We start from the raw sequence: 22,752 nt of genomic DNA on the forward strand, positions 1-22,752 counted from the left end.
GTTGCATCGGGTCAATGAGACGAACCCGTCAAAACACGAGGAAAATACATGCTGACACCTGGAAATCCGGTTCCTGCGTTGAAAATCGAAACCGTGGCGCATGGCAGCTTCGATCTTGAGGCGGACAAGGGCAAAAACGGGACGCTGGTGTTTCAATATCGCGGGCTGCATTGTCCGATCTGCATCAAACAGATGACCGAGGTCGAAGCGGCGCTGGATGATTTTGCGGCGTTGGGTGTCGAGGTCATCATGATCACGACAGATACCGCCGAACGTGCCGCCGAAACCGCTGAGAAAGCCGGGGCGACCCGACTTCGTGTGGGTCACAGCCTGCCGTTGGCAGAAGCGCGTGAGGATTGGGGGCTGAATATCTCGACCAAGCGCGAAGGCAGTGCAGAACCCGATCTTTTCGCAGAGCCCGGTCATTTCTATATCGCGCCCGACCAAACGCTTTATTACGCGTGGCAGCAGACCACGCCGTTTGGACGCCCGTCCATGTCGGATATTGCCGGTGGCCTGAAGTTCACGCTGGGCAACAACTACCCTGCGCGCGGGACCTATACAGGGCCGCTTTGAGTTTCAAAGACTGGCTTTGAGACCCTCAACCAGAAGATCCCAGACCCTGCGAATGCGCGGGGTCTGGCGCATGGCCTGTGGAGCGGCCAACCAGACCGGTAGAACCGGAATGTCCACATCAAGTGGCAGAATCTCAACCACCGGATCAGTCGCGGCCACCTGTATCTGGCTGAACCCGATGCCGCAACCAGCTCGGATCAGTTCCCAATAGGCGCTTTGCAAATCGCAGCGGGTGGTGAAACTGTCACGGCTGGCGGGCCATCCCTTTTCGCGCATGGCTTTGATGATGTCTTGGTTGGCATCAAAGCCAACCAGGTCATGTGCGAAGAGTTCCTCGGGGGTTTTGGGGCGTCCTTTTCGGTCCAGATAGGATTTGGCCGCACAAAAACACAGGGGCACCTCTCCCAGATGGCGGGAAATGATGTCCATCTGGGCCGGGCGATACATGCGCACGGCAATGTCCGCCTCGCGGTACAGAAGGTTCTCGGTTGTGTCGGTGGCGACCAGCTCAAGCTGAATGGACGGTTCTTTTCTGCGGATGTCCGCAAGGATTGCGGGCAGCAGGTGATGCGACGCAAAGACGGATGCAGTGATCCGGACAGAGCCTTCCAATTGCTGGGATTGCCCGGCAGCGGCCAGGCTGAACGCGGTCATGGCGCTGTGCATTTGTTGCGCCATGGGCAAAAGCTGCGCGCCCGCCGCGCTGAGTTTCAGCCCGCGCGCATGTCGATCGAACAGGGATACGCCCAACGCGTCTTCAAGGCTTTGGACCTGTCGTCCCAATGTGGGCTGGCTGCGATCCAGGTGTCGGGCCGCTGCAGACAGTGAACCTGTTTCGGCTACAGCCAGAAAGCTTTGGATCAGGGACCAGTCCGCATGTGTCAGTGCTTTGTCCATTCATAAATGAATACATATTCTGCGCCCAGCGGCAATTCATTATGTAAAATGAATGGGTAGATTGCCTCTGAACAGGAGGTCGCCATGACACAATCAGCATTGATACTGGGTGCATCGGGCCGTTTCGGGCGCAATGCCAGGCTGGCTTTTCAGGCCGCAGGATGGGAGGTGCGGGTGTTCAGCCGTGGCTCTGACACACTTGCGCAGGCGGCACGTGGGGTGAACGTCATCGTGAACGGGTGGAATCCGGCCTATCCAAACTGGGCCAAAGATGTACCAAGCTTGACGCGACTCGTGATTGATGCCGCGACACGCACGCGGGCAACCGTGCTGCTTCCGGGCAATGTCTATGTGTTCGGAAACGACACTCCAAGCCCGTGGTCAGGTGAAACGCCGCATCTGGCCACCAATCCGCTTGGGCGTATCCGAATTGAGATGGAAGAGGCGTATCGTGCCTCAAGTGTTCGCACCATCATCCTGCGTGCAGGGGATTTCATTGATACAAAGGCGTCAGGCAACTGGTTCGATCAGGTCATTATCAAACGCCTGGCGCGCAACCAGTTGACCTATCCCGGCAACCCCGAGGTACTGCATGCCTGGGCCTACTTGCCCGATCTGGCCCGCGCCGCCGTCGCGCTGGCCGAGATGCGCAGAGAGTTGCCCCGGTTTTGTGATGTTCCGTTTGAAGGGTACACCCTGACCGGAACGCAGATCGCACAATCGCTGTCGCGCGTTATCGGGCGGCCTATTGCCGTGATGCCGATGCAATGGTGGCCGTTGCAATTGGCCCGCCCGTTCTGGTCCATGGCCCCGCATCTGATCGAGATGCGATACCTGTGGCAGATGCCGCATCAATTGGATGGTGCCCATTTGGCAGACCTGCTTGATCCGGTGGTTCAGACCGATTTGGATGATGCCATGCGCACTGCGATCCCAACTGAAACTGTTGCATCTCTGTCTGCGATCGCAAATGCGGGCGATGCTTTAGGGTAACGTGATATCAACCCAGACCAGACGGTGTCTGCTGGCGCGCTGGGCGCTGTCAAACAGCGCACTGCTTTCGTCGGGCCACACAACCCCGGAGCCAAGAACGCGCAGATCCCTGGACGGCAAGACATAATCAACGCGCATCTCTCCTGTAGCTTTCCATTCGACGGTTGCGGAGGAACCTGACGGGTCTGTCGGGCGCGGATCCTGCACATTGGGATGTGAGAGCAGAGCGTGGATGGCCTGCTTGTGCCCCTCACCGCGCGAAGGGTCGAGATTGGCGTCCCCGGCGATAGCGAAAGGCCCTGCGGGCGCTGACCCCAGATCACCGTTCAGAAGGACGGACCAGAACCGGATCTCATCGCTGTTGCGCAGACCATTGCGGTCCTCGGGCCCGTCGAAAACTGGCGGGGCGGCGTGAAAGGTCATCAGGTTGATCCGCCCCCATGGGGTTTCGACCGGCACCACCCAATGCGCGGTCGAGGACAAACGCTGAACTGATTGCGCATCCTTGGACGGAAAGGGTTGCCCATCTACCCGGGGCAGAACAGCCCCCGGAAGATCCTGCCAAAGCAGATCGGAAAAATTCTGAACGTCTTCGCTGACGATTTCATAGCGGGACAGAACCGCCAGCCCGCCTTGGCCCGTGAACTGGCCCCAACCCTGCGCGTCGCCGGGGCCTTGAGTTCGGCCATCTCCGTCCAAATCCAGCGATGTTTCGAGACCCGCATTGGGTTGCGCAGAGAAATGATAGCCATAATCCAAACCTGCGGCGCGCAGTTTGTTGGCCAGATCGTTGAGAGCCGCGCCCTCCATGTCCCAATCGATACCCTGTAGGGCGATAACGTCAGGATGGGTTGCCGCGATAACGTCGATGACGGCCAGAACCTGACTGTCATCGCGCTCAATGTCGCGCAACAACAACGCAGGGCCTTTTCGGCTGAGCTCGGTATTGTAGGTGGCGATTCGTAAGATGTCTGCCTGTGCTGCCAAGGGCAGCAGAAGCAGAACCAATGCGCGGATCATGCAGTCTGCGTCGTCTCGCTTGTTGAATAGGCGCGGCGTTTTTCCACAATCAGCCCCGCAATACGCAGAGTCGCCACGCCACGCATGATCATGCTGGCTGGCAGAAAGGCCCATGCGCACATGGTCCAGATAAGCGTCTGCGGGTTGCTGAGTGAGATCGGAGCAACCATGCTGCTGACGAGTTTGATAACGGCCGGAATAAGGAAGGGCAGCAGAATACCGATGCAGATGTTAAGACGGCCATCCCGTTGCAGGCGTGTCACAACGTCTCCGCCTTTGGTGGGATCAAAGAGTGGCAGATTCGTCCAGACATTGAAGGCCCCGTTCCCGGTGGGCCATCCGCGGACCTTAACCGCATAAGCAAAGCTGGCAACTGTTACCAGAGCAGCTACATAGGCCACACTGGCCGTAATCCGCACCAGTTCGATCAGTGTGTGACCGGCATCCGCAGGCAACATCAACACAACCAAACGAACCGGAGAATAGGGGAAATCTGCCACATTTGCGACGGCCAGACCGACACCATATGCAAATGAGGTCAGATCGGTCGGCGTGTAGCCATTTTTACAGATCAAAGTCAGGAACGTGACCATCGACATCAGACCAACAAACCGAAGGCGATTCACCGGTGGTGCGTCGCGAAATTCGATAAAGCTGGGAAAGGCGGAATTGTATTCCGCAAACGTCAGAAGGAACGCGAGGATCGCGAGAAAGACCAGAATCTCGGTCCCGTTCGTCGATGATACAGGCAGGTACAACGCGGGAGTCAGCACCATCAGTGCTACAAGTACTCCGCGTATCGCCGCCCCTGTTGTGCGTGCAATCACAATCCGAACCCTTTTTCAAACCGAACCAGTCGATCTTTGCCGACTTGAATCCAACTTGTGCCCGTCTCCTCGCGTCTTTGTGACGGATGCCTCTTTAGCGCCAACATGGACGACAAGCGGCATTTCGCTCAAGACAGGGGGCAGAAAACACGTGATTTCGGGCAAAATGATGGCGCAACTGGTGCGAGATTGCATCAATTCGGACGCAAATCCGACGTGTATCTCAATGTGAGACCTACATGTTGTGGTTTTGCAAAAATCAACCCCAAGAACGAGAGCGAGGTCGCCGCAGCGACCCCGTTAGGTTGAGTGTCCACAGATTCGCCCCCAGAATCACACCCAGGGACGGGCCTGACTGGCGTGATCTTCGAAATTGTCGATGTGATGATCTTTTTCCATCGTCAGGCCGATATCGTCCAAACCGTTCAGCAAGCAGTGCTTGCGGTGCGGATCGACGTCGAACTCGATGACAACGCCGTCCGAGGTGGTGATCTGCTGATCTTCCAGATGCACGGTTATACGGGCGTTTTCGCCTTTATGTGCGTCTTCCATCAGAACTGCATGATGTTCTTCCTCGACCACGATGGGCAGGATTCCGTTCTTGAAGCAGTTGTTGAAGAAGATGTCGGCAAAGCTGGTCGAGATCACCACCTTGATACCGAAATCCTTGATTGCCCAAGGCGCGTGCTCGCGCGATGAGCCACAGCCGAAATTGTCGCCAGCAACCAGAATCTCGGCCTCACGATAAGCAGGCTTGTTCAGGATGAACTCTTCGTTCTCCCGCCCGTCATCGTGATAGCGCATCTCATCAAACAGCACGACGCCAAGACCGGATCGCTTGATGGTTTTCAGGTGCACTTTTGGGATGATCATATCGGTGTCGATATTGATCAGCGGCATTGGGGCGGCCACCCCGTGGACTTTGTCAAACTTTTCCATGTTTACACTCCTGCGAGAGAGGGCCGCGCCCGTATCCCGCGTTTAAGCTTCTTTCGTTTCGCCTTTGGGTGCGTTCTTGACGAAGAGCGCCATGAAGACCAATCCGAACCCGTTGAACAACATCTCGATTCCCAGCAGGATTCCCAGCAAACTCAGCAGAGCTGTAGGTTCGCTGCTTGCATAAGACCAGATGATGCCTGCGAGGATGATCGACAAGATGCCCGAGATCATCGTAGGCCAGAAAAACTGCGTTCCTTTCATCTGGAACGACAGGATGACCCGTGCGATGCCGCCTGCCATAAACAGGATCAGCATCACGGTCGCCAAGGTCAGTGTGCCCTGCAGAGGGTGATCCAGAAAGGACCAACCCAGAAACAGCATGACCGCACCCATGATGAGTGACAGAATCTTGTTGCCCGTGCCTTCGACGGTAAATCCGCCGACCACTTGCATCGCCCCTGCAACCAGCAACAACGCGCCGGTCACCACTGTCACGGCAATCGAAGCCGCAATGGCATTGCCCAGGGCAAAGATGCCGAACGCTATGGACAGAAGTCCCAGCAAAAGCCATTTGATCCAGTCACTCATTTCTTCAATCCCTCAAATATCTAGATATGAGGGCACCTTACATCAATTCACGGACGTCTGTCAGCCGTCCTGTGATTGCCGCTGCGGCAGCCATCGCCGGGCTCAGCAAATGGGTCCGTCCGCCGCGGCCTTGACGGCCTTCGAAGTTGCGGTTCGAGGTCGCGGCACAGCGCTCGCCCGGCTGCAACTGGTCAGGGTTCATCGCCAGACACATTGAACAACCGGCCAGACGCCATTCAAAGCCTGCCTCTTTGAAGATTTCCGCCAGACCTTCTTCCTCAGCCTGTGCTCGGACCAGACCGGAACCCGGCACGACCATGGCGCGCATCCCATCCTTGATCTTCTTGCCTTGCAGAATCTCTGCGGCGGCGCGCAGGTCTTCGATGCGGCCATTAGTGCAGGAACCAATGAATACAGTGTCGATTTCCACGTCGCTCAGCTTCTGGCCGGCTTCCAGACCCATGTATTCGATGGACCGTCGGGCCGCGTCGACCTTGCCGCCTTCGAAATCTTCCGGGTGGGGGATGGTCGCTGTGATCGGCAGAACATCCTCGGGGCTGGTGCCCCAGGTCACGACTGGCGCGATGTCTTCACCGCGCAGGGTGATGACTTTGTCGAAATGCGCTCCTTCATCGGTGAACAGGGTCTTCCACCAATCCATCGCAGCTTCCCACTGGGCACCTTTAGGGGCGTGCGGGCGGCCTTTGACATATTCAAAGGTGGTTTCATCCGGTGCGATCAGGCCAGCGCGGGCGCCGCCTTCGATGGCCATGTTGCAGACGGTCATCCGACCTTCCATCGACAGATCACGGATCGCTTCGCCGCAATATTCGATGACATAGCCGGTGCCGCCGGCGGTGCCGGTCTCGCCGATCACGGCCAGAGTGATATCCTTGGCAGTCACACCCGGCTGCAGCTTGCCGGTGATTTCCACCTTCATATTCTTGGATTTCTTCTGGATCAGGGTCTGAGTGGCCAGAACATGTTCCACTTCAGACGTCCCGATACCGTGGGCCAACGCGCCAAACGCGCCGTGAGTCGCCGTGTGGCTGTCGCCGCAGACCACGGTCATGCCGGGCAGGGTCCAGCCTTGCTCGGGGCCGACAATGTGTACGATTCCCTGCCGCACGTCATTCACCGGATAATAGTGAATGCCGAAATCCTTGGCGTTCTTGTCCAACGCTTCGACCTGAATACGCGATTCCGGGTTCTCAATCCCGTTCACGCGGTCAGGTGTGGTCGGAACGTTGTGGTCCGGCACGGCGATGGTCTTTTCCGGAGCGCGCACCTTGCGGCCCGCCATGCGCAGGCCTTCGAACGCCTGCGGGCTGGTGACTTCGTGTACCAGATGGCGGTCGATATACAGCAGGCAAGTTCCATCATCGGCTTCGTGCGCGACATGGGCATCCCAGATCTTGTCATAGAGTGTTTTGGGGGACATTGGTCCACTCCCGTATGTTATGAGAATTGGCTGGCGAGTTGGCTTAGGCCGCGGCTAGGCGGGCCAGAACCGTGCGGGCGGCCCCAAAGAACCGTTCGCGCAGGCGCGTGCGGTCTTGCAGGTCGATATTCGGGGCCGTATGAGGTCTCATAAGCGGTCAGATATAGATACTGGCCGAGTCTATCAAGGTCTTGCGTACCCCTGCAGATGCCGCCAAGGCACATTCCTGCGAGGGGCCGGGGGGCCTTCATTGAAATGTCGTGGGGTGCTTGTTACCTTATTAGTACCCCGGCGCCGGGGTTTCACGGCGCGCAACAAAGGAGGACTATGTCCTGTCTCTACATACACAGGCGGGTTTACCCGCCGATGACGGGGCCAAAATGATGGCCCACTCTCAGTCAATCAGCGACAAGCTGCTTGAGCGTATCCTTTCCTCACTTTCCGATGACAAGGCCGAAGACGTCGTGCAGATCAATCTGCAGGGTAAGTCTTCTGTTGCGGATCACATGGTTATTGCCTCGGGTCGGTCGACCCGTCAGGTCTCGGCCATGGCGGAAAAGCTGACGGATCGCATCAAGCAGGAATTCGGTTTCACCTCGAAGGTCGAAGGCAAGGACGCCGGCGACTGGGTGCTGATCGATACGGGCGACGTGATCGTCCATATCTTCCGCCCCGAAGTGCGTGAATTCTACCAGCTGGAAAAGATGTGGCTGCCTCAGGGCGGTAGCGCCTCGGCGAACTGAGGCGCCATCCCGGCCTGTATTAAGGGGCCGGAGGCGAGAGAGATATGCGTATCAGCATAGTTGCGGTCGGGCGATTGCGTGCCGGACCGGAGAGGTCCCTGCTTGACGACTACATGACCCGATTTGACCGGACCGGCCGTGCGTTGGGCCTTGGTCCCGCGCGTGTAGTCGAAGTCGAAGACAAGAAAAACGCTGGCATGGGGGCAGAGGCTACCCTGCTGCGCAAGGCGGTGCCCAAAGGTGCTGTGATCTGCACCTTGGATGAGCGGGGGCGGGTCATGTCCTCACCCGATTTTGCCAAAAAGCTGGGTGGATGGCGCGATGCTGGGCGGCAAGATCTGGCGATGATCATCGGCGGAGCGGACGGAATAGACCCTAATCTAAGGGCTGAGGCCGATTTTTCCATTTCATTCGGGTCGATGGTCTGGCCCCATATGCTTGTCCGTGTGATGTTGGCCGAGCAACTTTATCGGGCCGCGACCATCCTGTCGGGCGGCCCTTATCACCGGGTCTGACATGGCGCAGCTTCTGATCGTTTACCATTCGCGCACCGGCGGAGCCCGGCAAATGGCCGAAGCATCGGCGGAGGCCGGACGAAACGAGGCAGACGTTGTTCTAAAAACCGCTGATCAGGCCGGGCCTGATGATCTGCTAGAAGCCGACGGCTATCTTTTCTGCGCGCCCGAGAATCTGGCCGCGATTTCGGGTCTGATGAAGGAGTTTTTCGACCGCAGTTACTATCCGGTTCTGGGGAAAATCGAAGGTCGTCCATATGCGCAACTGGTCTGCGCGGGATCAGATGGCGCAAACGCCGCGCGCCAAACCGCCCGCATTGCAACCGGCTGGCGGTTGAAAGAGGTGCAACCACCGCTGATCCTCTGCACCCATGCACAAACGCCCGAGGCGATTCTGGCCGAAAAATCTATTCCCGAAGATCAGCTTGAGAAATGCCGCGAGATTGGAGCCGCGATGGCGGCGGGCTTGAGCCTTGGGGTGTTCTGACGTTCAGTTCAGGTCGACCACTGTTGTTTCTTCGCCCCAGCCACCGACATTGTCACGCGCCTGAATCTGCACTTGCGCTGTGCCTTCGGGTATCTCCACACCGCTCAGCGAGCGGGTGAACGGCTGCTCATCCACATGTGGGTGATGCAGGACACGCATCCCCAACTCGTTTCCATTCATGTCCAAAACTCGCCAGCCATCGGCGTAATCATCCCATCCGATGTCCGGGTGCCGAATCGTGACATCGAAGCGCCATGTATCGCCACTTCGAATGGCCGCAACTTTCTCGATAGCAGGCGGGTCGGCAAGGGCAGGGCTGGCCAGGAAGGCGCTGAGAATCACATATCTCATAGCGCGAATGTACGGGGTATCGCGGTACATCGGGATCACGTCTCTGTGTTAAGATTTTGAGACATCAGGATTGTTCGGGACTGCGAGGCAAACTCGCGCCGATACAAGACCCCGAACGTGGTCACGGTGCCCAACATCAGCGCGATTGGCCCAAGGAACCATGCCAACGAAGCCAGCGCAAAATAAGTGGCGCGGAGACCGCGGTTAAAGCTGCGCGCTGCTGTAACACAAATCTCGGCCGATTGAGCGGCGCGTGGGTACGCTTGCGGGTCTTCAGGGTCGTTTGGGACCGATGCCATCAACACGGCACAATACCCAAACAGGCGATGCGCCCAGACATATTTCAAGAATGCGTTGGCCAACAAGAGAACGACGACTAGTATCTTGATCTCCCACACCATGGCAGGCGCGCTTCCGATGGCGAGGTCACTGGCCACCCCTGCCAGTCGCTCGGTATTGCCCAACAGGGCCAGCCCACCGCCGATCGCAATCATTGTGGTGGACGCGAAGAACGTACTGCCCTGGCGCATTGCGGCCACAACCTGCGCATCGAACATGCGCGGTTGGCGCGTCACCATCTCGCGCATCCAATCGCGGCGGTAGTTGTCCATCATCTGAGAGACAGAACGCTTCTGCGGCGACGGATGTTCGATCTTCCACCCGATCCACAGCCACGCGCCCAGCAGTACGGCGAGGGCGGTGTAGTCCAGAGGGGAAAACAATGCGGCACGTTCGATCCAGGTCATAAGCGTGACACTAAGACCGAACGGAAGAACTTGCCAGATTTTGAAATTGGTAATATTATTTTACCAAAAGGAGGCGCCGCCATGGAAATGCCAAAGCCAAGCCCGCAGGTTCTGAGCCGAAAATCGGAGATTATTGCGCGCCTGTCGCGTGTCCTGCACGAGAGTGCCATCATCGAGGACCCGGTTGAGACCCGAGCCTATGAGTGTGATGCGCTGACAGCGTATAAGTGCCCGCCGATGCTGGCCGTGTTGCCGTTCAATACAAAAGAAGTCTCGGATGTTCTGCGCATCTGCCATGAAGAGGGGGTGCCGGTTGTCCCACGTGGCGCGGGCACCTCGCTGGCGGGCGGGGCCCTGCCCACTGCGGATTGCGTCATTCTGGGCGTGGCGCGGATGAATGAGGTGCTGGAGGTCGATTATGACAACCGCTTCATCAAGGTGCAGACCGGACGGACCAATCTGAGCGTTTCGGGCGCCGTCGAGGAAGAGGACTTCTTTTATGCGCCCGATCCGTCCTCGCAATTGGCTTGCGCCATTGCCGGGAATATCGCGATGAATTCGGGTGGTGCGCATTGTCTGAAATACGGAGTGACCACGAACAACCTGCTGGGTGTGACCATGGTGATGATGGACGGCAGTGTTGTCGAAATCGGCGGTGCGCATCTGGATGCCCCCGGTCTGGACCTGCTGGGCGTCATTTGCGGGTCAGAAGGGCAGTTGGGTGTCGTGACCGAGGCCACGCTGCGTATTCTGCGCAAACCCGAAGGGGCGCGGCCGGTTCTGATGGGCTTCGATGACAATGAGGTCGCGGGCCAATGTGTCTCTGATATTATCAAATCTGGCATTTTACCGGTTGCGATCGAGTTCATGGATACCTTGTGCATCAAAGCCTGTGAGAATTTCGCGAAGGCCGGATACCCCGATTGCCATGCTCTGCTGATCGTCGAAGTTGAAGGATCAGAGGCCGAGATTGATCATCAGCTTTCGAAGATTGTCGAGATCGCCAAGCGTCACAATCCCGTTGAGCTGCGCGAAAGCCAGTCTGCCGAAGAAAGCGCAAAAATCTGGCTGGGCCGGAAATCGGCTTTTGGCGCAATGGGGCAGATGAACGACTATATGTGTCTGGATGGGACGATTCCGGTGTCCTCTTTGCCCGAAGTCTTGCGGCGCATCGGCGAGATGAGTGAAGAATTTAGACTGCCGGTGGGAAATGTGTTTCACGCGGGCGACGGCAACATGCATCCCTTGATATTGTTTGATGCCAACAAACCCGGCGATTTGGAGAAATGCGAGGCGTTTGGGGCCGAGATCCTGAAGCTGTGCGTGGATGTGGGCGGATGTCTGACGGGCGAACATGGTGTCGGCATCGAGAAGCGGGATCTGATGTCACATCAATATGCGCCAGCCGATCTTGAGGCGCAGATGGCGGTCAAGGATGTATTTGATCCCCAGTGGCTGTTGAACCCCGCAAAGGTCTTCCCTCTGGACGTATCCGAGGCGCGGCGCATTGCGGCGGAATAAAGGGGCTGTGCCCCAATCCCGCAGGCGCGATTTCCCCGGAGTATTTTTGAAAAGATGAAGCAAATGAGACCTGAGACGGAAGCCGAGTTGGCGGAACTGGTGGCCGGGTTGAAAGAGCCGGTGCGGATAGCTGGGGGCGGAACACGCGGTGTGACCGGGCCGGACACTGAACTGAACGTGTCGGGGCTGAGCGGTATCACCCTTTATGAGCCCGGAGCCCTGACACTTGTGGCCAAGGCAGGTACCCCGCTTGCTGAGATCGAGGCCGCGCTGGATGCGGAAGGGCAACAACTGGCGTTTGAGCCTATGGATCATCGCGCGTTGCTGGGAACTTCGGGTGATCCGACCATCGGCGGTGTAGTCGCTGCAAATGTTTCAGGGCCGCGCAGGATTCAGGCCGGAGCGTGCCGGGACTTTCTGTTGGGCGTGCGCTTTGTCGATGGGCGCGGTCAGGTGGTCAAGAACGGTGGGCGGGTGATGAAGAACGTCACCGGTTATGATCTGGTGAAATTGATGGCTGGGTCCTGGGGCACGTTGGGAGTATTGACCGAGGTTTCATTGAAAGTGCTGCCCAAACCAGAGGCCGTAGCGACGCTTGTTTGGGAACATCGCGGGTGGACCGCGACGTCCAAGCTGTTTTGTGACGCATTATGCTCGCCGTTCGAAGTCAATGGCGCGGCGCGGTTGCCCGAGTGTGGCGGCAAGCCTTCTCGGACGGTTCTGCGGATCGAAGGGTTTGAGCAATCTGTCGAGTATCGCGTCGGCAAGTTGCTGGAACTTTTCGCAGAATTGAAGCCGGATCAGGTTGTCACCGATCCGGTTGAAAATGCTGCGATTTGGCGTGAAGTGCGCGACATCGAGCCTTTTGCCGACAAGCCGGACAATGTATGGAAAACCTCGGTCAAGCCGACGGACATGGTCCGTGTGGCCAGTGACAATAATCCGAACAGGGTGGTCGATTGGGGTGGCGGTCTGATCTGGACTTTGGCGCCCGAAGGCGAGGATTTGCGAGCCGCTCTCAGTGATGTTCAGGGGCATTCAACGCTGGTGCGGGCGGCCCCGGAAGAAATGCAAGCGCTGGGGCGATTCCAGCCGGAAAACGCCGCTCTTTTGGCTCTAACACGAGGGATAAGGGCGAGGTTTGACCCTCGATCCGTATTCAATCCGGGACTGATGGGGTAGGGCGATGCAAACAACATTCACAGAAAAACAGCTGCAGGACCCGGCAATCCAGCGCTCGAACGAGATTCTGCGCAGTTGTGTGCATTGCGGGTTCTGTACTGCGACATGCCCGACCTATCAGGTGTTGGGGGATGAGTTGGATAGCCCGCGCGGCCGTATCTACCTGATCAAGGACATGCTGGAAAACGAACGCGTACCGGATGAAAAGACGGTCAAGCATATCGATCGCTGCCTGTCCTGTCTGGCCTGCATGACCACCTGTCCATCGGGTGTGCATTACATGCACCTGGTCGATCACGCGCGCGAGTACGTCGAGTCGAACTACAAACGCCCCTTGGCGGACCGTGTACTGCGTTGGGCTCTGGCGCAGATCCTGCCCTATCCGATGCGGTTTCGCTGGGCCCTGATCGGCGCCAAGCTGGGCCGTCCGTTTCGGTTTCTGATGCCTGATGCCCGGTTGCGGGCGATGTTGGATATGGCCCCAAAGCACATCCCGCCGGTCAGCCGCAACGATGACCCGCAGAGTTTTTCGGCCAAGGGAGATCGGAAAAAGCGCGTGGCACTGATGACGGGCTGTGCGCAGAAAGCCCTGAACACAGACATCAATGACGCCACGATCCGATTGCTGACCCGTCTTGGATGCGAAGTTGTGGTGGCCGAAGGCGCTGGGTGTTGCGGAGCTTTGACGCACCATATGGGTAAAAGTCGTGAAAGCCACGCGGCCGCCGCAGCCAATATCAAGGCGTGGACGCGCGAAATGGACGGCGATGGTCTGGATGCCATCGTCATCAATACGTCGGGCTGTGGTACGACAGTCAAAGACTATGGACATATGTTCCGGAACGATCCTCTGGCCAAAGATGCTGAGCGTGTCTCGGGTATTGCCATGGATATCAGTGAGTTGGTCATGCAGCTGGACTTGCCTGATGGTCGCGACCAAAACCTTACGGTTGCCTATCATGCGGCCTGTTCCCTGCAACACGGGCAGAAGATCAAGACCTATCCCAAGGACTTGCTGAAACGGGCCGGGTTCAAAGTTGTCGAGCCTGCCGACAGCCATCTGTGCTGCGGCAGTGCAGGCACGTACAACCTGATGCAGCCCGAGATTTCTGGCCAGCTGAAGCAGCGCAAGGTCAAAACGCTGGAGGCAAAGAAGCCGGACCTCATTGCTGCAGGAAACATTGGATGCATGATGCAGATCGGGTCGGGCACGCAGATCCCGGTTTTGCATACAGTTGAATTGCTGGACTGGGCGACTGGTGGGCCAAAGCCGCCGTCGATGCAACAATCAAGGGACGCTGTACCGATCTTGAAGTAAGTCGCGTTGGTGCCCACGCGCATCACTTGCCTTGGAATTTCTCGCAGCCGCTGATTGCCCTATTTTCGCCCAACGCAACCCGTAGGACAAATAGGCCAGAGTGAATCCTGGAGAACCGCGTGCGTAACTGGATCAAGGCGATTGTGCTCTGTGTCTTGCCGATGGCGGCCACAGCGCAGGATACCGGGCTGAAAAGTCTGGACACTTCGGATTCTGGTCGCGAATGGATGGCCGTGGGTCGGCTGGATATAGCGGGCAAAGGGTTTTGCACCGGAACGCTTGTGTCGCCAACATTGGTGCTCACAGCGGCACATTGCCTGTTCGACAAAGTTTCAGGGCAACTGATCAATCCGGAAGATATCGAGTTTCTGGCAGGTTGGCGTTTGGGGCGTGCCCTGGCCTATCGGACAGCGCGGCAAGCCGTGATCCATCCCGACTATCAATTCAGCTCTGCCTCAACAACCGACAGGGTGAGCGCGGATGTGGCCCTGATCGAGCTGTGGCAACCCATCAGAAACACCGCCGTCATTCCATTCGAGTCAGGGGATCAACCCCGCAGGGGCGCAGAAGTTGGCGTGGTGTCTTATGCGCATGACCGGTCCGAGGCACCATCGCTGCAACAGGTCTGTTCCGTGATGAACCGACAAAGAGGTGTCATGGTCATGTCGTGTGACGTTGATTTCGGCTCGTCCGGGGCGCCGGTTTTTTCCTTTGAGGGCCCGCGCCCTCAGATCGTGTCTGTTGTGGCGGCCAAGGCCAGTCTGGACGGCGAGAATGTAGCAATTGGCACTGCCGTTGAGCACTCTTTGCAATTGCTGCGTGATGAACTGTCTGCGGGGCGTGGATTCGGATTGTCATCGCCCAGCTCAGGGTCTGGGAAAAACGTCGGCGCGAGGTTCATTCGGCCGTGATCAGAGCCTTCCTCAGTCTTATTTTGGGTTTAAGCGTTCTGGCCACCATGTCCCATGCGCAAGCCAACAAGCGCAAGCTGACGGACCGGGATGACCTTTATGGCTGGGAAGCGATCGGGCGGCTGGATATGGGAGACGGGTCGTTTTGTACCGGTACGTTGATTTCGCAAGACATGGTTCTGACAGCGGCGCATTGCGCCGTGGATCAGCGCACCGGAACCGCATTTGCCCCCGAAGACGTTACTTTTCGCGCCGGGCTCAGCAACGGTAATGCCCTGGCCGAGCGTCAAGTTTCACAGATTGCAATTCACCCCAACTACGGCTCTAATCCGCCGCTTTCGCACGATAGTGTTCGGATAGACGTTGCCCTGTTGCGCCTTGGTGAGCCTATTCCCTATTCCATCGCAGACCCCTTTGCGCTGCACAGCGGGCGTGTTCTGGGAAGTGAGGTCAGCATCGCCTCTTATGGTCGTGGGCGGTCCGAGGCGATCACGCGGGAACGCTCGTGCCGAATTGTCGATCGTCAACTGGGGCTGATCCTGTTTGATTGCGATGTTACTTTCGGGTCGTCCGGGTCCGCCGTTCTGGCGAAGAACGGATCGCGCTGGCAGATCCTGTCCGTTGTTTCGGCGGTTGGTACAGATGGCAGCCGGAAAGTCGGCTTTGGCATGGAGCTTGACGGGATCGTCACCGAGCTCAAGGCCATCATGCGGCGTGACGCACCACAACCCAAGGCGTCGATCCGACGGTTGCAAGTCGGTTCCGGCAAGTCTGGATCAGGGGCGAAATTCATCAGCTCTGGCGGGGGTTGAACTCGATCAAATCGCTACCCATGTGATGTGTATCGGATCGCCACAACGGGGTCCGGTACCTGTAATCGCCCGTCCAGTCGGAGGGCACTTATCGTAAATCGCTCAAGGATGAGGATACGACACATGCGTACATTTGACTTTGCACCGCTGCACCGCGCAACTATCGGTTTTGACCAGATCGCTGACATGATGGATCGCGTTCTGACCAACGATGTGGCTCAGCCCAGCTATCCCCCATACAACATCGAAAAAACCGACGCCGACACCTACCGCATCTCGGTCGCTGTCGCCGGTTTTTCGGAAGATGACCTGTCCGTCGAAGTGAAGGAAAACTCGCTTGTCGTGGCCGGCAAAAAAGCCACCGACGACAAGGACCGCAGCTTTCTGCATCGTGGCATTGCCACCCGCGCGTTCGAGCGTCGTTTTGCGCTGGCAGACCACGTCCGCGTCACTGGCGCAAGCCATGAGAACGGTATGCTGAATATCGACTTGAAGCGCGAAGTTCCCGAGGCCCTGAAACCGCGCCGGATCGAGATTTCGTCGTCCAAAGCCATCGAGAAGGATGTGGTGGACGCCAAGGCTGTAAATTAACACGCCTGAGAATCCTGCGACAGTCTCCTCCTCCCAGACTGTCGCAACACACGTCCCGCGTTCCTCCAGACGCGGGGCGTTGTTTTTTGGATTGTGCCTGTCGGCGATAGGAACCCATAGTCTCCGCTTGCTGAATCTCTGCTTCATTTCTTCGGGACCCGTGCTAGCACTTGTGCATGGCAGCGACGTCGACACAGACCAAACCGGCTATTCCTTATGCACTTGCGGTCTTTGGTGTTCTATTTGCATCAATTTGCTTTGGGCTGGTTCCCTATTTTAGCAGGGGACTGACCGAGCAAGGCGTCGCACCCTATGCCGTTGCATTCTATCGCTACGTCGTATCGGCAGTCTTGCTGCTGCCTGTTCTTGTCATTCACCGCAAAGCGTGGCGCGAGATTTGTTGGGGTCTTGCGGTGGGCGTGGTGATGGGGCTTGGGTGGACAGGCTACGTGACCGCGTTGGAAACATTGCCCGCCTCGACGGTCGGCGTCCTATACATGACATATCCGGTTTTCACGTTGGTTATGGCCTGGGTTTTGTTCTCGGATACACCCACTCGGCGTGCATTGTTCGCCTCGGGCCTTATCGTGGTGGCCGCAATCATAGCTGGCTCGCCCGCATCTGTTCCGCTCGAGCACATTCCGACGCTTCTGATTTCGCTGGCAGCCCCACTTGGTTTCGGTTTCGGCATATCTGTTTTGGTGCACAGGCTGTCCCGCATCGCGCCACTTGCACGCATTGCCTCGGTTTCTTTGGGATCGGTACTTGGGCTTTTGCCTTTGATGTTGAGTGCGGACGTTTCCAGTTTGCTCCCGAAAGGGCAGTCCGATTGGATGTTGATCATCGGAATTGGGTTGATCACTGCGCTGGTGCCGCAGCTGATTTACACGATCTGTTCGCCGCTGATCGGTGCATCTCAAACCGCAGTCGTAGGAAGCATTGAATTGCCCACGATGTTTGCCGTCGGGTTCTTTGCGTTTGGAGAGGTTATTACAACATCCCAGGCCGTGGCCTGCGCTTTGGTTTTGGGGGCTATCGCGACCACCAGAAGTCGGACGACGCGCACCGTGACCACTGTAATCTCAGAAGAACCAAAGAAGTAAGCGTGCGCCTATTCGAAGCTGCAAAAGAAAAGACCCCGCGAAGTTTTCCCGCGGGGCCAATAATGCGCTGGGATTGACAATCAGTTCCCAGCCGTGACTGACCCGATCGACCAGAACATCGTCTCGCCCGAGGCATCATCGACGCCGTCATTGTCGGTCATCACAAACGCCTCGCCCGAGGGCAGAATGGCCAGACCTTCGATCTTGTCCAGAACGTAGCCACCGGTTGAGGTCAGGTCGGGCAGCAGGTCGCGAACCTCTTGTTTGCTGACCACAGGCAATTCGCCGCCAAGTGGGGCCGGGGTCATATCGGACAGCGGAATGCGGTAGATCTTTTTGGTCACGGCGCGGTGGTCGTGCTGATTGTCGCGTTCGATGACGTAGACATGGTCACCAAATGCCACGATTTCCGACAGACCAACCCAGCCTTTTTCCGGATCAGCTTTTGGATAGTGCACGGCACCCCATTCCCTGGTGTCCAGATTGTAGGCAACGAGTTTCACGTGGTTGTCCGGATCGTCCTTCCATTCGCGCTGAACTGCCATCCACAGGGTGTCGCCAACCCTGGTGATGCCCTCAAAGCCAAAGCGCTTCTCGACGGCCATCAGTTCCGGCGGCAGGCCGATCTCGCCCTTACGATCCTTGATCTTGCCTTCGGCCGAGACGTGGTAGATCGCGTGCGGGATCACCCGGTCGGTACGACCTTCGGAAGCAACATAGAAACCACCCTCACCGTCCAGTGTGATGCCTTCCAGATCCAACTTCTGCGCCGGGTTGCCGTCCTGACGGTGAATGCGGATCACGTCCACGATGCGAGCCGGGGTCTGACCAGGATCGATCTTGAAGATCGAGGGCTGGAAACCGTAGAAGCTGTCATTGACCGCATAGATCATGCCGTCTTCATCCGCGACCAAGCCGGACAGAGCCCCCCATCCGATCAGCTCATCCGCGCCTGCGGACGTCAGATGCGGATAGTTGGCTGGGGCCTCCTGGTATTCAAAAATCGAAACATGCGCACGCGGGCCGCCATCTTCGATCAGGTCTTTTTCGTTGGCCGACACCAGCAGGTTACGCTCTGGGATCGCAACATAGCCTTCCGGGCCAACGCCCGAAGGCAACAGTTGCTTTAGTACTGGGTTGGCCGGGTCGGTGGCATCATAGACACCAACGACCGAGGCGCGTTCGGCCCCGACAAAGATCATGGGCGTGCCGCTAAAGGTCGCTGCGGTCACGCTTTCGGGCTCAACCCCTTTGCTGTCCGAGCGTTTGTCGGGGTAGTGGCCGATCTGGATTATGGCTTTCTCGAACTCGGTGCCATTTTCGTACACAACGGTGCCGTCCTTGTGGAAGATCGTCCAACCGCGCGAACCACCCTCATAGTCGCCTTCGTTGGCGGTGGCGAAATGATTGTCGTCGATCCACTTCACGGCATCAGGCTCGCGCAGGCGGCCCGGCTGGCTTTCGGTAAAGATCAGCGCGCCGCGCTCGTCGGTGGCGTCGATACCTTCAAGATCAACTGCACCTGCCGGGAAATGGCTGACCACGTTGCCGTCTTTGTCGACCACCGCGATGTGGTTATTTTCCTGCAAGGTGATGACGGTCTCGCCAAGGGCGTTGATGTCAACAAACTCGGGCTCGGGGTCCGTCGGCGCAACCTCGGCCAAACCGGTCAGCGGGGCCATCTTCATGCCCGCGCACTCCAGCGCGCCGTCTTTCAGCGGTACCAACGCCAGGGACCCGGCAGGTAGCTGCGGGATGATGCCGTCGTTCAGGTCTTCGTCGCGCTCGTTTTCGATCGCCACGGCGACAAAGCTGCCGTCGGGGGCGATGGCGACGCTGTCGGGCTGACCGCCCAGATCACAGGCACCGGTTTCCGCTTTGCCCGCGATATCGACCGAGATCAACTTGCCGGACGGAGCGGTATAGCTTTCCGACGTGTTGACGCCCACAAAAGCTGTCGCACCGACGATTCCAACCGAGGTTGGCTCGCCACCCACTTCTATTGCACCCAGCGGGGCCGGGTTTGCGGGGTCGGTGATGTCGACCATGCCGATCACGCCCAGTGGGCTGTCGGTGTAGACCAGCGTCATCCCATCCGCAGTTGCCGCGATGATCTCGGGCGAGGTTTCACGTTCGGTGTCGGCCCCCTCGGCCATGTTCTTGACGACTGGAAAAGACGCAATTCGGTTGAAGTTCATCTCTGCCACGGCCTGACCGGTGGTCAGGGCAAGGGCAGATGTCAGGCAGGCAAAACGCAAAGACATCGTTGGATATCCCCTCTCAATTGGATGAGAGGGGGATGAACGCCGGTCATTGCAGGGATGTGACGGTTTGTTTGCAGTTTTGTGACAAACCAAACGGCCCCGACGCGATGCACCGGGGTCTTGTCAGATTAAACCGACAGGCAGACGTATTTCATTTCCAGATAGTCTTCCATGCCGTGGTGGCTGCCTTCGCGGCCCAGGCCGGATTGCTTGACACCGCCGAACGGGCCAAGCTCGGTCGAGATGATGCCGGTGTTCACACCCACGATGCCATATTCCAACGCCTCGGCCACTTTGTAGACGCGGCTCAGGTCCTTGGCATAAAAATAGGCGGCCAGGCCAAAGATTGTATCGTTGGCCATGGCGATCACATCATCCACATCCTCGAATTTGAACAGCGGGGCCAGCGGGCCAAAGGTTTCTTCCTGCGCGACTTTCATATCCTGCGTGACGCCGGTGACGATGGTCGGCTGGAAGAAAGTGCCGCCCAGATCGTGTGGCAAGCCACCGGTCAGGACTTGACCACCCTTTGCGGTCGCATCCGCAATGTGGTCCTGAACCTTGACAACCGCCTTGTCGTTGATCAACGGGCCGGTCGTGGTGCCGTCTGAAAGGCCATCGCCAACCGACAGCGCCTCGGTCGCGGTTTTCAGCTTTGCTGCGAAGGCGTCATACACACCAGCCTGAACGTAGATACGGTTTGCGCAGACGCAGGTCTGCCCGTTGTTGCGGAACTTGCACATCATCGCGCCTTCGACAGCGGCATCCAGATCGGCGTCGTCGAACACGATGAACGGAGCATTGCCGCCCAGCTCCATCGAGCATTTCATCACCTGATCCGCCGCCTGCCGCAGAAGGATGCGGCCCACCTGAGTCGAGCCGGTGAAGGTCAGCTTTCGCACTCCGGGATTTTCGCAGAATTCTTTGCCGATCTCACTGGCGTTCAGTGAGGGTACAACGTTGAATACCCCCGCAGGAATGCCCGCACGGTCGGCGAGTACAGCCAGCGCAAGTGCGGACAATGGGGTTTCTTCGGACGGGCGGGCCACAAACGCGCACCCGGCGGCCAGTGCAGGGGCTGCTTTGCGAGTGATCATCGCAGTTGGGAAGTTCCACGGGGTGATCGAGGCCGCCACGCCGATCGGCTGTTTCAGCACCATGATCCGTTTGTCGCGTTGATGGCCGGGAATGGTTTCACCGTAAACGCGTTTTGCTTCTTCGCCGAAGAACTCGATAAACGATGCGCCATAGCCGATTTCGCCAATCGCTTCGGCCAGCGGCTTGCCCTGCTCGGCCGTCAGAATCTTGCCCAGATCCTCGGCGTTTTCCATCATCAGATCGAACCAGCGCCGCAGGATCACGGCACGTTCCTTGCCGGTCAGCTTTGCCCATTCCTTTTGCGCGGCCTCAGCTTGCGCGATGGCTCCGGCGACCTGGGCCCGGCTGAGGTCTGCCACTTCGGTCAGAACATCGCCGCGCGCTGGGTTTGTGACGGGGAAACCGCCATTTTCGCCATCGACCCATTGGCCGCCGATATAGGCTTTGGTCGCCAACAACGCAGGGTCTTTCAGCAGCGATTTCAGGTCGGTTGTGGTGTCCAGCATGGGTCAATCTCCGGCAGGAATGGGGTTGGGCGTACTCAATCAGGTGGGATTGTCCTTGTCTATGTCCACTATAGGCACGGGATCAATCCAGATTTGATCAAAAACAGGTGCTGATCCGATCTATCTTTTTTGCATCGAGTTTGCGAAAGTTCGGGTGATTTTCGAGCCCGAAGGGATGTAAATTGTCGTAACATTCCCTATCTTATTGGGTAATAGAAGAAAAAAGGGATAGAGCCGATGTCGAACCAGCAATTTGAGGCGCTGATCAAAGAAACGCAAACCAAGGTGCGCGAAAGCCAGTCGCAGATCGAAGGGCTGACTTCGCGAATTGAGGCCGCCCGCGCCAAGATCGGCACCGCCGAGGCAGACATCGACATCGAAAATGCCACGCTTGAGGATGTGCACGCCCATACCGAGGTGATGAACGCCAACATTGCCGAGCTGATCATGGGTCTGGATGATGTCACCAACGCGTTTTCCAAGGATTTCGACGAGATGCGCTCGAAAACCGGCTGGGAATCGTTCGTCGGCATCTTCTCACGCGGGAAATCGGAATCCATGCGGCAAGAGCGGATGCGCACTGCCAATATCGACGACAAGCTACAGGACCTGATCGCCAAATCCGACGTGATCGTGCAATTGCTGCAAGGGCAACTGTCGGTGCTAGAAGAACAGCGGGTGAAGGTTGAAGATAACTTAACCGTCACGCTAGATGATCGCGAAGCGACCGTGGCCGAATTGGAGGCATTGCGCGCCGAGATTCAGGGCATGGACCCGACGATCATAACGCTGGAAAACAAGATCTCCGTCGAACAGGACGCCGCCGCACGCACCCAGCTGGAGACCGAACTGGCCGAGCTGAACAAGCAATACAACGCCAAGGTTCAGGAAGAGCAGGTCAAGCTGGCCAAATCGCAGACGCTGGAGCGCTATATCGAAAAGGGCAAGACCTGGGTCGATTCACTGCAGAACCAGGCGGCGACGCAGATGGTGCTGATCAACAAGCTGCAGACAGACACGCAACAGCGCGTGGTGCTGTATGACGCCCTGACCAAATCGCTGAAAACCGCGCAGCAGCAGGACGTGGCCCACCGCATCAACGAGATCGGCGTTCAGACGGACCAGGAGGCACAAACCGCGATGGCTGCCATCGGCACCGCGACCAACCAGAAGATGGCCGACATGCTCGAGGCGCATGAGGACCACATGGTCTTTGCCCGCGACGTGCTGGAGAAGAAGGCCAAGGCAGATGAGCGCTTTGCCCGTCGGTTCGCCTCGATTGTCGAGAAGCATGATAAGAATTTGTATGGGGGGTGAGGCGCT

General features: G+C 57.8%; 24 protein-coding genes. 13 read left to right on the forward strand and 11 right to left on the reverse strand.

Translation table 11 applies throughout. From position 1 onward, the window contains the following. The first annotated feature begins 48 nt into the window (after positions 1–48). Positions 49–576, forward strand: a complete 528-nt coding sequence (locus tag AC2FLD_RS18760; protein ID WP_496672338.1) for a redoxin domain-containing protein — start codon at positions 49–51, stop codon at positions 574–576. Positions 577–579: 3 nt separating this feature from the next. On the opposite strand, the gene AC2FLD_RS18765 is transcribed toward AC2FLD_RS18760, so the two are convergent. Beyond that, positions 580–1,473 carry a LysR family transcriptional regulator gene (locus tag AC2FLD_RS18765; protein WP_496672341.1) on the reverse strand — a complete coding sequence of 298 codons (894 nt, stop codon included), beginning with the start codon at positions 1,471–1,473 and terminating at the stop codon, positions 580–582. A gap of 84 nt (positions 1,474–1,557) precedes the next feature. Between AC2FLD_RS18765 and AC2FLD_RS18770 the strand changes: the two genes are divergently transcribed. After that, a complete protein-coding gene (locus AC2FLD_RS18770) occupies positions 1,558–2,466 on the forward strand; it encodes a Rossmann-fold NAD(P)-binding domain-containing protein (RefSeq protein ID WP_496672343.1) in 909 nt (302 codons plus the stop codon). Here AC2FLD_RS18770 and AC2FLD_RS18775 read toward each other — a convergent pair. The 6 genes from AC2FLD_RS18775 to AC2FLD_RS18800 form a co-directional block, all read right to left on the reverse strand. Then, complete coding sequence (locus AC2FLD_RS18775; RefSeq protein ID WP_496672346.1) at positions 2,458–3,486, reverse strand: endonuclease/exonuclease/phosphatase family protein; 1,029 nt, start codon at positions 3,484–3,486, stop codon at positions 2,458–2,460. The two genes, AC2FLD_RS18770 and AC2FLD_RS18775, sit on opposite strands and share 9 nt — an antisense overlap. Further along, positions 3,483–4,313, reverse strand: a complete 831-nt coding sequence (locus tag AC2FLD_RS18780) for a hypothetical protein (protein ID WP_050605608.1) — start codon at positions 4,311–4,313, stop codon at positions 3,483–3,485. Before AC2FLD_RS18780 ends, AC2FLD_RS18775 begins: the two co-directional genes overlap by 4 nt. A gap of 333 nt (positions 4,314–4,646) precedes the next feature. Beyond that, a complete protein-coding gene (gene leuD, locus AC2FLD_RS18785) occupies positions 4,647–5,252 on the reverse strand; it encodes a 3-isopropylmalate dehydratase small subunit (protein WP_496672348.1) in 606 nt (201 codons plus the stop codon). A 42-nt stretch (positions 5,253–5,294) separates the two neighbouring features. Beyond that, a complete protein-coding gene (locus AC2FLD_RS18790) occupies positions 5,295–5,840 on the reverse strand; it encodes an HdeD family acid-resistance protein (RefSeq protein WP_050605606.1) in 546 nt (181 codons plus the stop codon). Positions 5,841–5,877: 37 nt separating this feature from the next. Continuing rightward, entirely contained in the window at positions 5,878–7,281 is a 1,404-nt protein-coding gene (gene leuC, locus AC2FLD_RS18795; protein ID WP_496672351.1) for a 3-isopropylmalate dehydratase large subunit, read from the reverse strand. Between the two features lie 43 nt (positions 7,282–7,324). Continuing rightward, the gene (locus AC2FLD_RS18800) at positions 7,325–7,432 is read right to left on the reverse strand and encodes an isopropylmalate isomerase (protein ID WP_157054256.1); all 108 of its coding nucleotides are present in this window, start codon (positions 7,430–7,432) and stop codon (positions 7,325–7,327) included. A gap of 229 nt (positions 7,433–7,661) precedes the next feature. Here AC2FLD_RS18800 and rsfS point away from each other — a divergent pair, with 229 nt between their 5' ends. Genes rsfS through AC2FLD_RS18815 form a run of 3 tightly spaced genes read left to right on the forward strand, consistent with a single transcriptional unit; the run spans position 7,662 to position 9,026 of the window. Further along, on the forward strand, positions 7,662–8,024 hold the full coding sequence (gene rsfS, locus AC2FLD_RS18805; RefSeq protein ID WP_050605604.1) for a ribosome silencing factor: 363 nt from the start codon (positions 7,662–7,664) through the stop codon (positions 8,022–8,024). A gap of 44 nt (positions 8,025–8,068) precedes the next feature. After that, positions 8,069–8,539, forward strand: coding sequence for a 23S rRNA (pseudouridine(1915)-N(3))-methyltransferase RlmH (gene rlmH, locus AC2FLD_RS18810; RefSeq protein ID WP_496672354.1), 471 nt, complete (start codon positions 8,069–8,071; stop codon positions 8,537–8,539). Between the two features lies 1 nt (position 8,540). After that, positions 8,541–9,026, forward strand: coding sequence for a flavodoxin family protein (locus tag AC2FLD_RS18815; RefSeq protein WP_496672357.1), 486 nt, complete (start codon positions 8,541–8,543; stop codon positions 9,024–9,026). Between the two features lie 3 nt (positions 9,027–9,029). Here the strand turns inward: AC2FLD_RS18815 and AC2FLD_RS18820 are convergent, their stop codons facing one another. Together AC2FLD_RS18820 and AC2FLD_RS18825 are read right to left on the reverse strand one after the other, a co-directional pair. Further along, positions 9,030–9,377, reverse strand: coding sequence for a hypothetical protein (locus AC2FLD_RS18820; protein ID WP_496672359.1), 348 nt, complete (start codon positions 9,375–9,377; stop codon positions 9,030–9,032). 35 nt (positions 9,378–9,412) lie between these two features. Next, positions 9,413–10,123 carry a DUF599 domain-containing protein gene (locus AC2FLD_RS18825; RefSeq protein ID WP_496672362.1) on the reverse strand — a complete coding sequence of 237 codons (711 nt, stop codon included), beginning with the start codon at positions 10,121–10,123 and terminating at the stop codon, positions 9,413–9,415. A gap of 81 nt (positions 10,124–10,204) precedes the next feature. On the opposite strand from AC2FLD_RS18825, the gene AC2FLD_RS18830 reads away from it, so the two are divergent. The 7 genes from AC2FLD_RS18830 to AC2FLD_RS18860 all read left to right on the forward strand — a co-directional run bounded on the left by AC2FLD_RS18830 (position 10,205) and on the right by AC2FLD_RS18860 (position 17,561). Continuing rightward, positions 10,205–11,644 carry an FAD-linked oxidase C-terminal domain-containing protein gene (locus AC2FLD_RS18830; protein ID WP_496672364.1) on the forward strand — a complete coding sequence of 480 codons (1,440 nt, stop codon included), beginning with the start codon at positions 10,205–10,207 and terminating at the stop codon, positions 11,642–11,644. A gap of 63 nt (positions 11,645–11,707) precedes the next feature. Beyond that, on the forward strand, positions 11,708–12,826 hold the full coding sequence (locus tag AC2FLD_RS18835) for an FAD-binding protein (RefSeq protein ID WP_496672367.1): 1,119 nt from the start codon (positions 11,708–11,710) through the stop codon (positions 12,824–12,826). Between the two features lie 4 nt (positions 12,827–12,830). Next, on the forward strand, positions 12,831–14,144 hold the full coding sequence (gene glcF, locus AC2FLD_RS18840; RefSeq protein WP_496672369.1) for a glycolate oxidase subunit GlcF: 1,314 nt from the start codon (positions 12,831–12,833) through the stop codon (positions 14,142–14,144). Between the two features lie 119 nt (positions 14,145–14,263). Further along, on the forward strand, positions 14,264–15,055 hold the full coding sequence (locus tag AC2FLD_RS18845; protein WP_496672371.1) for a trypsin-like serine peptidase: 792 nt from the start codon (positions 14,264–14,266) through the stop codon (positions 15,053–15,055). Beyond that, complete coding sequence (locus tag AC2FLD_RS18850) at positions 15,052–15,867, forward strand: trypsin-like serine peptidase (protein WP_496672374.1); 816 nt, start codon at positions 15,052–15,054, stop codon at positions 15,865–15,867. Before AC2FLD_RS18845 ends, AC2FLD_RS18850 begins: the two co-directional genes overlap by 4 nt. 123 nt (positions 15,868–15,990) lie before the next feature. After that, complete coding sequence (locus tag AC2FLD_RS18855; protein ID WP_496672377.1) at positions 15,991–16,458, forward strand: Hsp20 family protein; 468 nt, start codon at positions 15,991–15,993, stop codon at positions 16,456–16,458. A 176-nt stretch (positions 16,459–16,634) separates the two neighbouring features. Continuing rightward, positions 16,635–17,561, forward strand: a complete 927-nt coding sequence (locus AC2FLD_RS18860) for a DMT family transporter (RefSeq protein ID WP_496672380.1) — start codon at positions 16,635–16,637, stop codon at positions 17,559–17,561. Between the two features lie 80 nt (positions 17,562–17,641). Here AC2FLD_RS18860 and AC2FLD_RS18865 read toward each other — a convergent pair whose 3' ends face one another. Both AC2FLD_RS18865 and AC2FLD_RS18870 read right to left on the reverse strand, forming a co-directional pair. Further along, positions 17,642–19,825, reverse strand: a complete 2,184-nt coding sequence (locus AC2FLD_RS18865; RefSeq protein ID WP_496672383.1) for an esterase-like activity of phytase family protein — start codon at positions 19,823–19,825, stop codon at positions 17,642–17,644. Positions 19,826–19,953: 128 nt separating this feature from the next. Next, entirely contained in the window at positions 19,954–21,429 is a 1,476-nt protein-coding gene (locus AC2FLD_RS18870) for an NAD-dependent succinate-semialdehyde dehydrogenase (protein ID WP_496672385.1), read from the reverse strand. Positions 21,430–21,666: 237 nt separating this feature from the next. Here AC2FLD_RS18870 and AC2FLD_RS18875 point away from each other — a divergent pair, with 237 nt between their 5' ends. After that, a complete protein-coding gene (locus tag AC2FLD_RS18875; protein WP_496672388.1) occupies positions 21,667–22,746 on the forward strand; it encodes a hypothetical protein in 1,080 nt (359 codons plus the stop codon). Positions 22,747–22,752: the final 6 nt, after the last annotated feature.

Source organism: Ruegeria sp. CDSA021, from assembly GCF_059612325.1.

Bases quoted from the DNA above. Each gene is read 5' to 3' on its own strand.
- rsfS (WP_050605604.1), top strand. From the start codon at position 7,662: ATGATGGCCCACTCTCAGTCAATCAGCGACAAGCTGCTTGAGCGTATC.
- AC2FLD_RS18760 (WP_496672338.1), top strand. From the start codon at position 49: ATGCTGACACCTGGAAATCCGGTTCCTGCGTTGAAAATCGAAACCGTG.
- AC2FLD_RS18860 (WP_496672380.1), top strand. From the start codon at position 16,635: ATGGCAGCGACGTCGACACAGACCAAACCGGCTATTCCTTATGCACTT.
- AC2FLD_RS18835 (WP_496672367.1), top strand. From the start codon at position 11,708: ATGAGACCTGAGACGGAAGCCGAGTTGGCGGAACTGGTGGCCGGGTTG.
- rlmH (WP_496672354.1), top strand. From the start codon at position 8,069: ATGCGTATCAGCATAGTTGCGGTCGGGCGATTGCGTGCCGGACCGGAG.
- leuD (WP_496672348.1), bottom strand. From the start codon at position 5,252: ATGGAAAAGTTTGACAAAGTCCACGGGGTGGCCGCCCCAATGCCGCTG.
- AC2FLD_RS18855 (WP_496672377.1), top strand. From the start codon at position 15,991: ATGCGTACATTTGACTTTGCACCGCTGCACCGCGCAACTATCGGTTTT.
- AC2FLD_RS18790 (WP_050605606.1), bottom strand. From the start codon at position 5,840: ATGAGTGACTGGATCAAATGGCTTTTGCTGGGACTTCTGTCCATAGCG.
- AC2FLD_RS18825 (WP_496672362.1), bottom strand. From the start codon at position 10,123: ATGACCTGGATCGAACGTGCCGCATTGTTTTCCCCTCTGGACTACACC.
- AC2FLD_RS18875 (WP_496672388.1), top strand. From the start codon at position 21,667: ATGTCGAACCAGCAATTTGAGGCGCTGATCAAAGAAACGCAAACCAAG.
- AC2FLD_RS18870 (WP_496672385.1), bottom strand. From the start codon at position 21,429: ATGCTGGACACCACAACCGACCTGAAATCGCTGCTGAAAGACCCTGCG.
- AC2FLD_RS18820 (WP_496672359.1), bottom strand. From the start codon at position 9,377: ATGAGATATGTGATTCTCAGCGCCTTCCTGGCCAGCCCTGCCCTTGCC.
- AC2FLD_RS18800 (WP_157054256.1), bottom strand. From the start codon at position 7,432: ATGAGACCTCATACGGCCCCGAATATCGACCTGCAAGACCGCACGCGC.
- leuC (WP_496672351.1), bottom strand. From the start codon at position 7,281: ATGTCCCCCAAAACACTCTATGACAAGATCTGGGATGCCCATGTCGCG.
- AC2FLD_RS18830 (WP_496672364.1), top strand. From the start codon at position 10,205: ATGGAAATGCCAAAGCCAAGCCCGCAGGTTCTGAGCCGAAAATCGGAG.
- AC2FLD_RS18775 (WP_496672346.1), bottom strand. From the start codon at position 3,486: ATGATCCGCGCATTGGTTCTGCTTCTGCTGCCCTTGGCAGCACAGGCA.
- AC2FLD_RS18815 (WP_496672357.1), top strand. From the start codon at position 8,541: ATGGCGCAGCTTCTGATCGTTTACCATTCGCGCACCGGCGGAGCCCGG.
- AC2FLD_RS18765 (WP_496672341.1), bottom strand. From the start codon at position 1,473: ATGGACAAAGCACTGACACATGCGGACTGGTCCCTGATCCAAAGCTTT.
- glcF (WP_496672369.1), top strand. From the start codon at position 12,831: ATGCAAACAACATTCACAGAAAAACAGCTGCAGGACCCGGCAATCCAG.
- AC2FLD_RS18770 (WP_496672343.1), top strand. From the start codon at position 1,558: ATGACACAATCAGCATTGATACTGGGTGCATCGGGCCGTTTCGGGCGC.
- AC2FLD_RS18865 (WP_496672383.1), bottom strand. From the start codon at position 19,825: ATGTCTTTGCGTTTTGCCTGCCTGACATCTGCCCTTGCCCTGACCACC.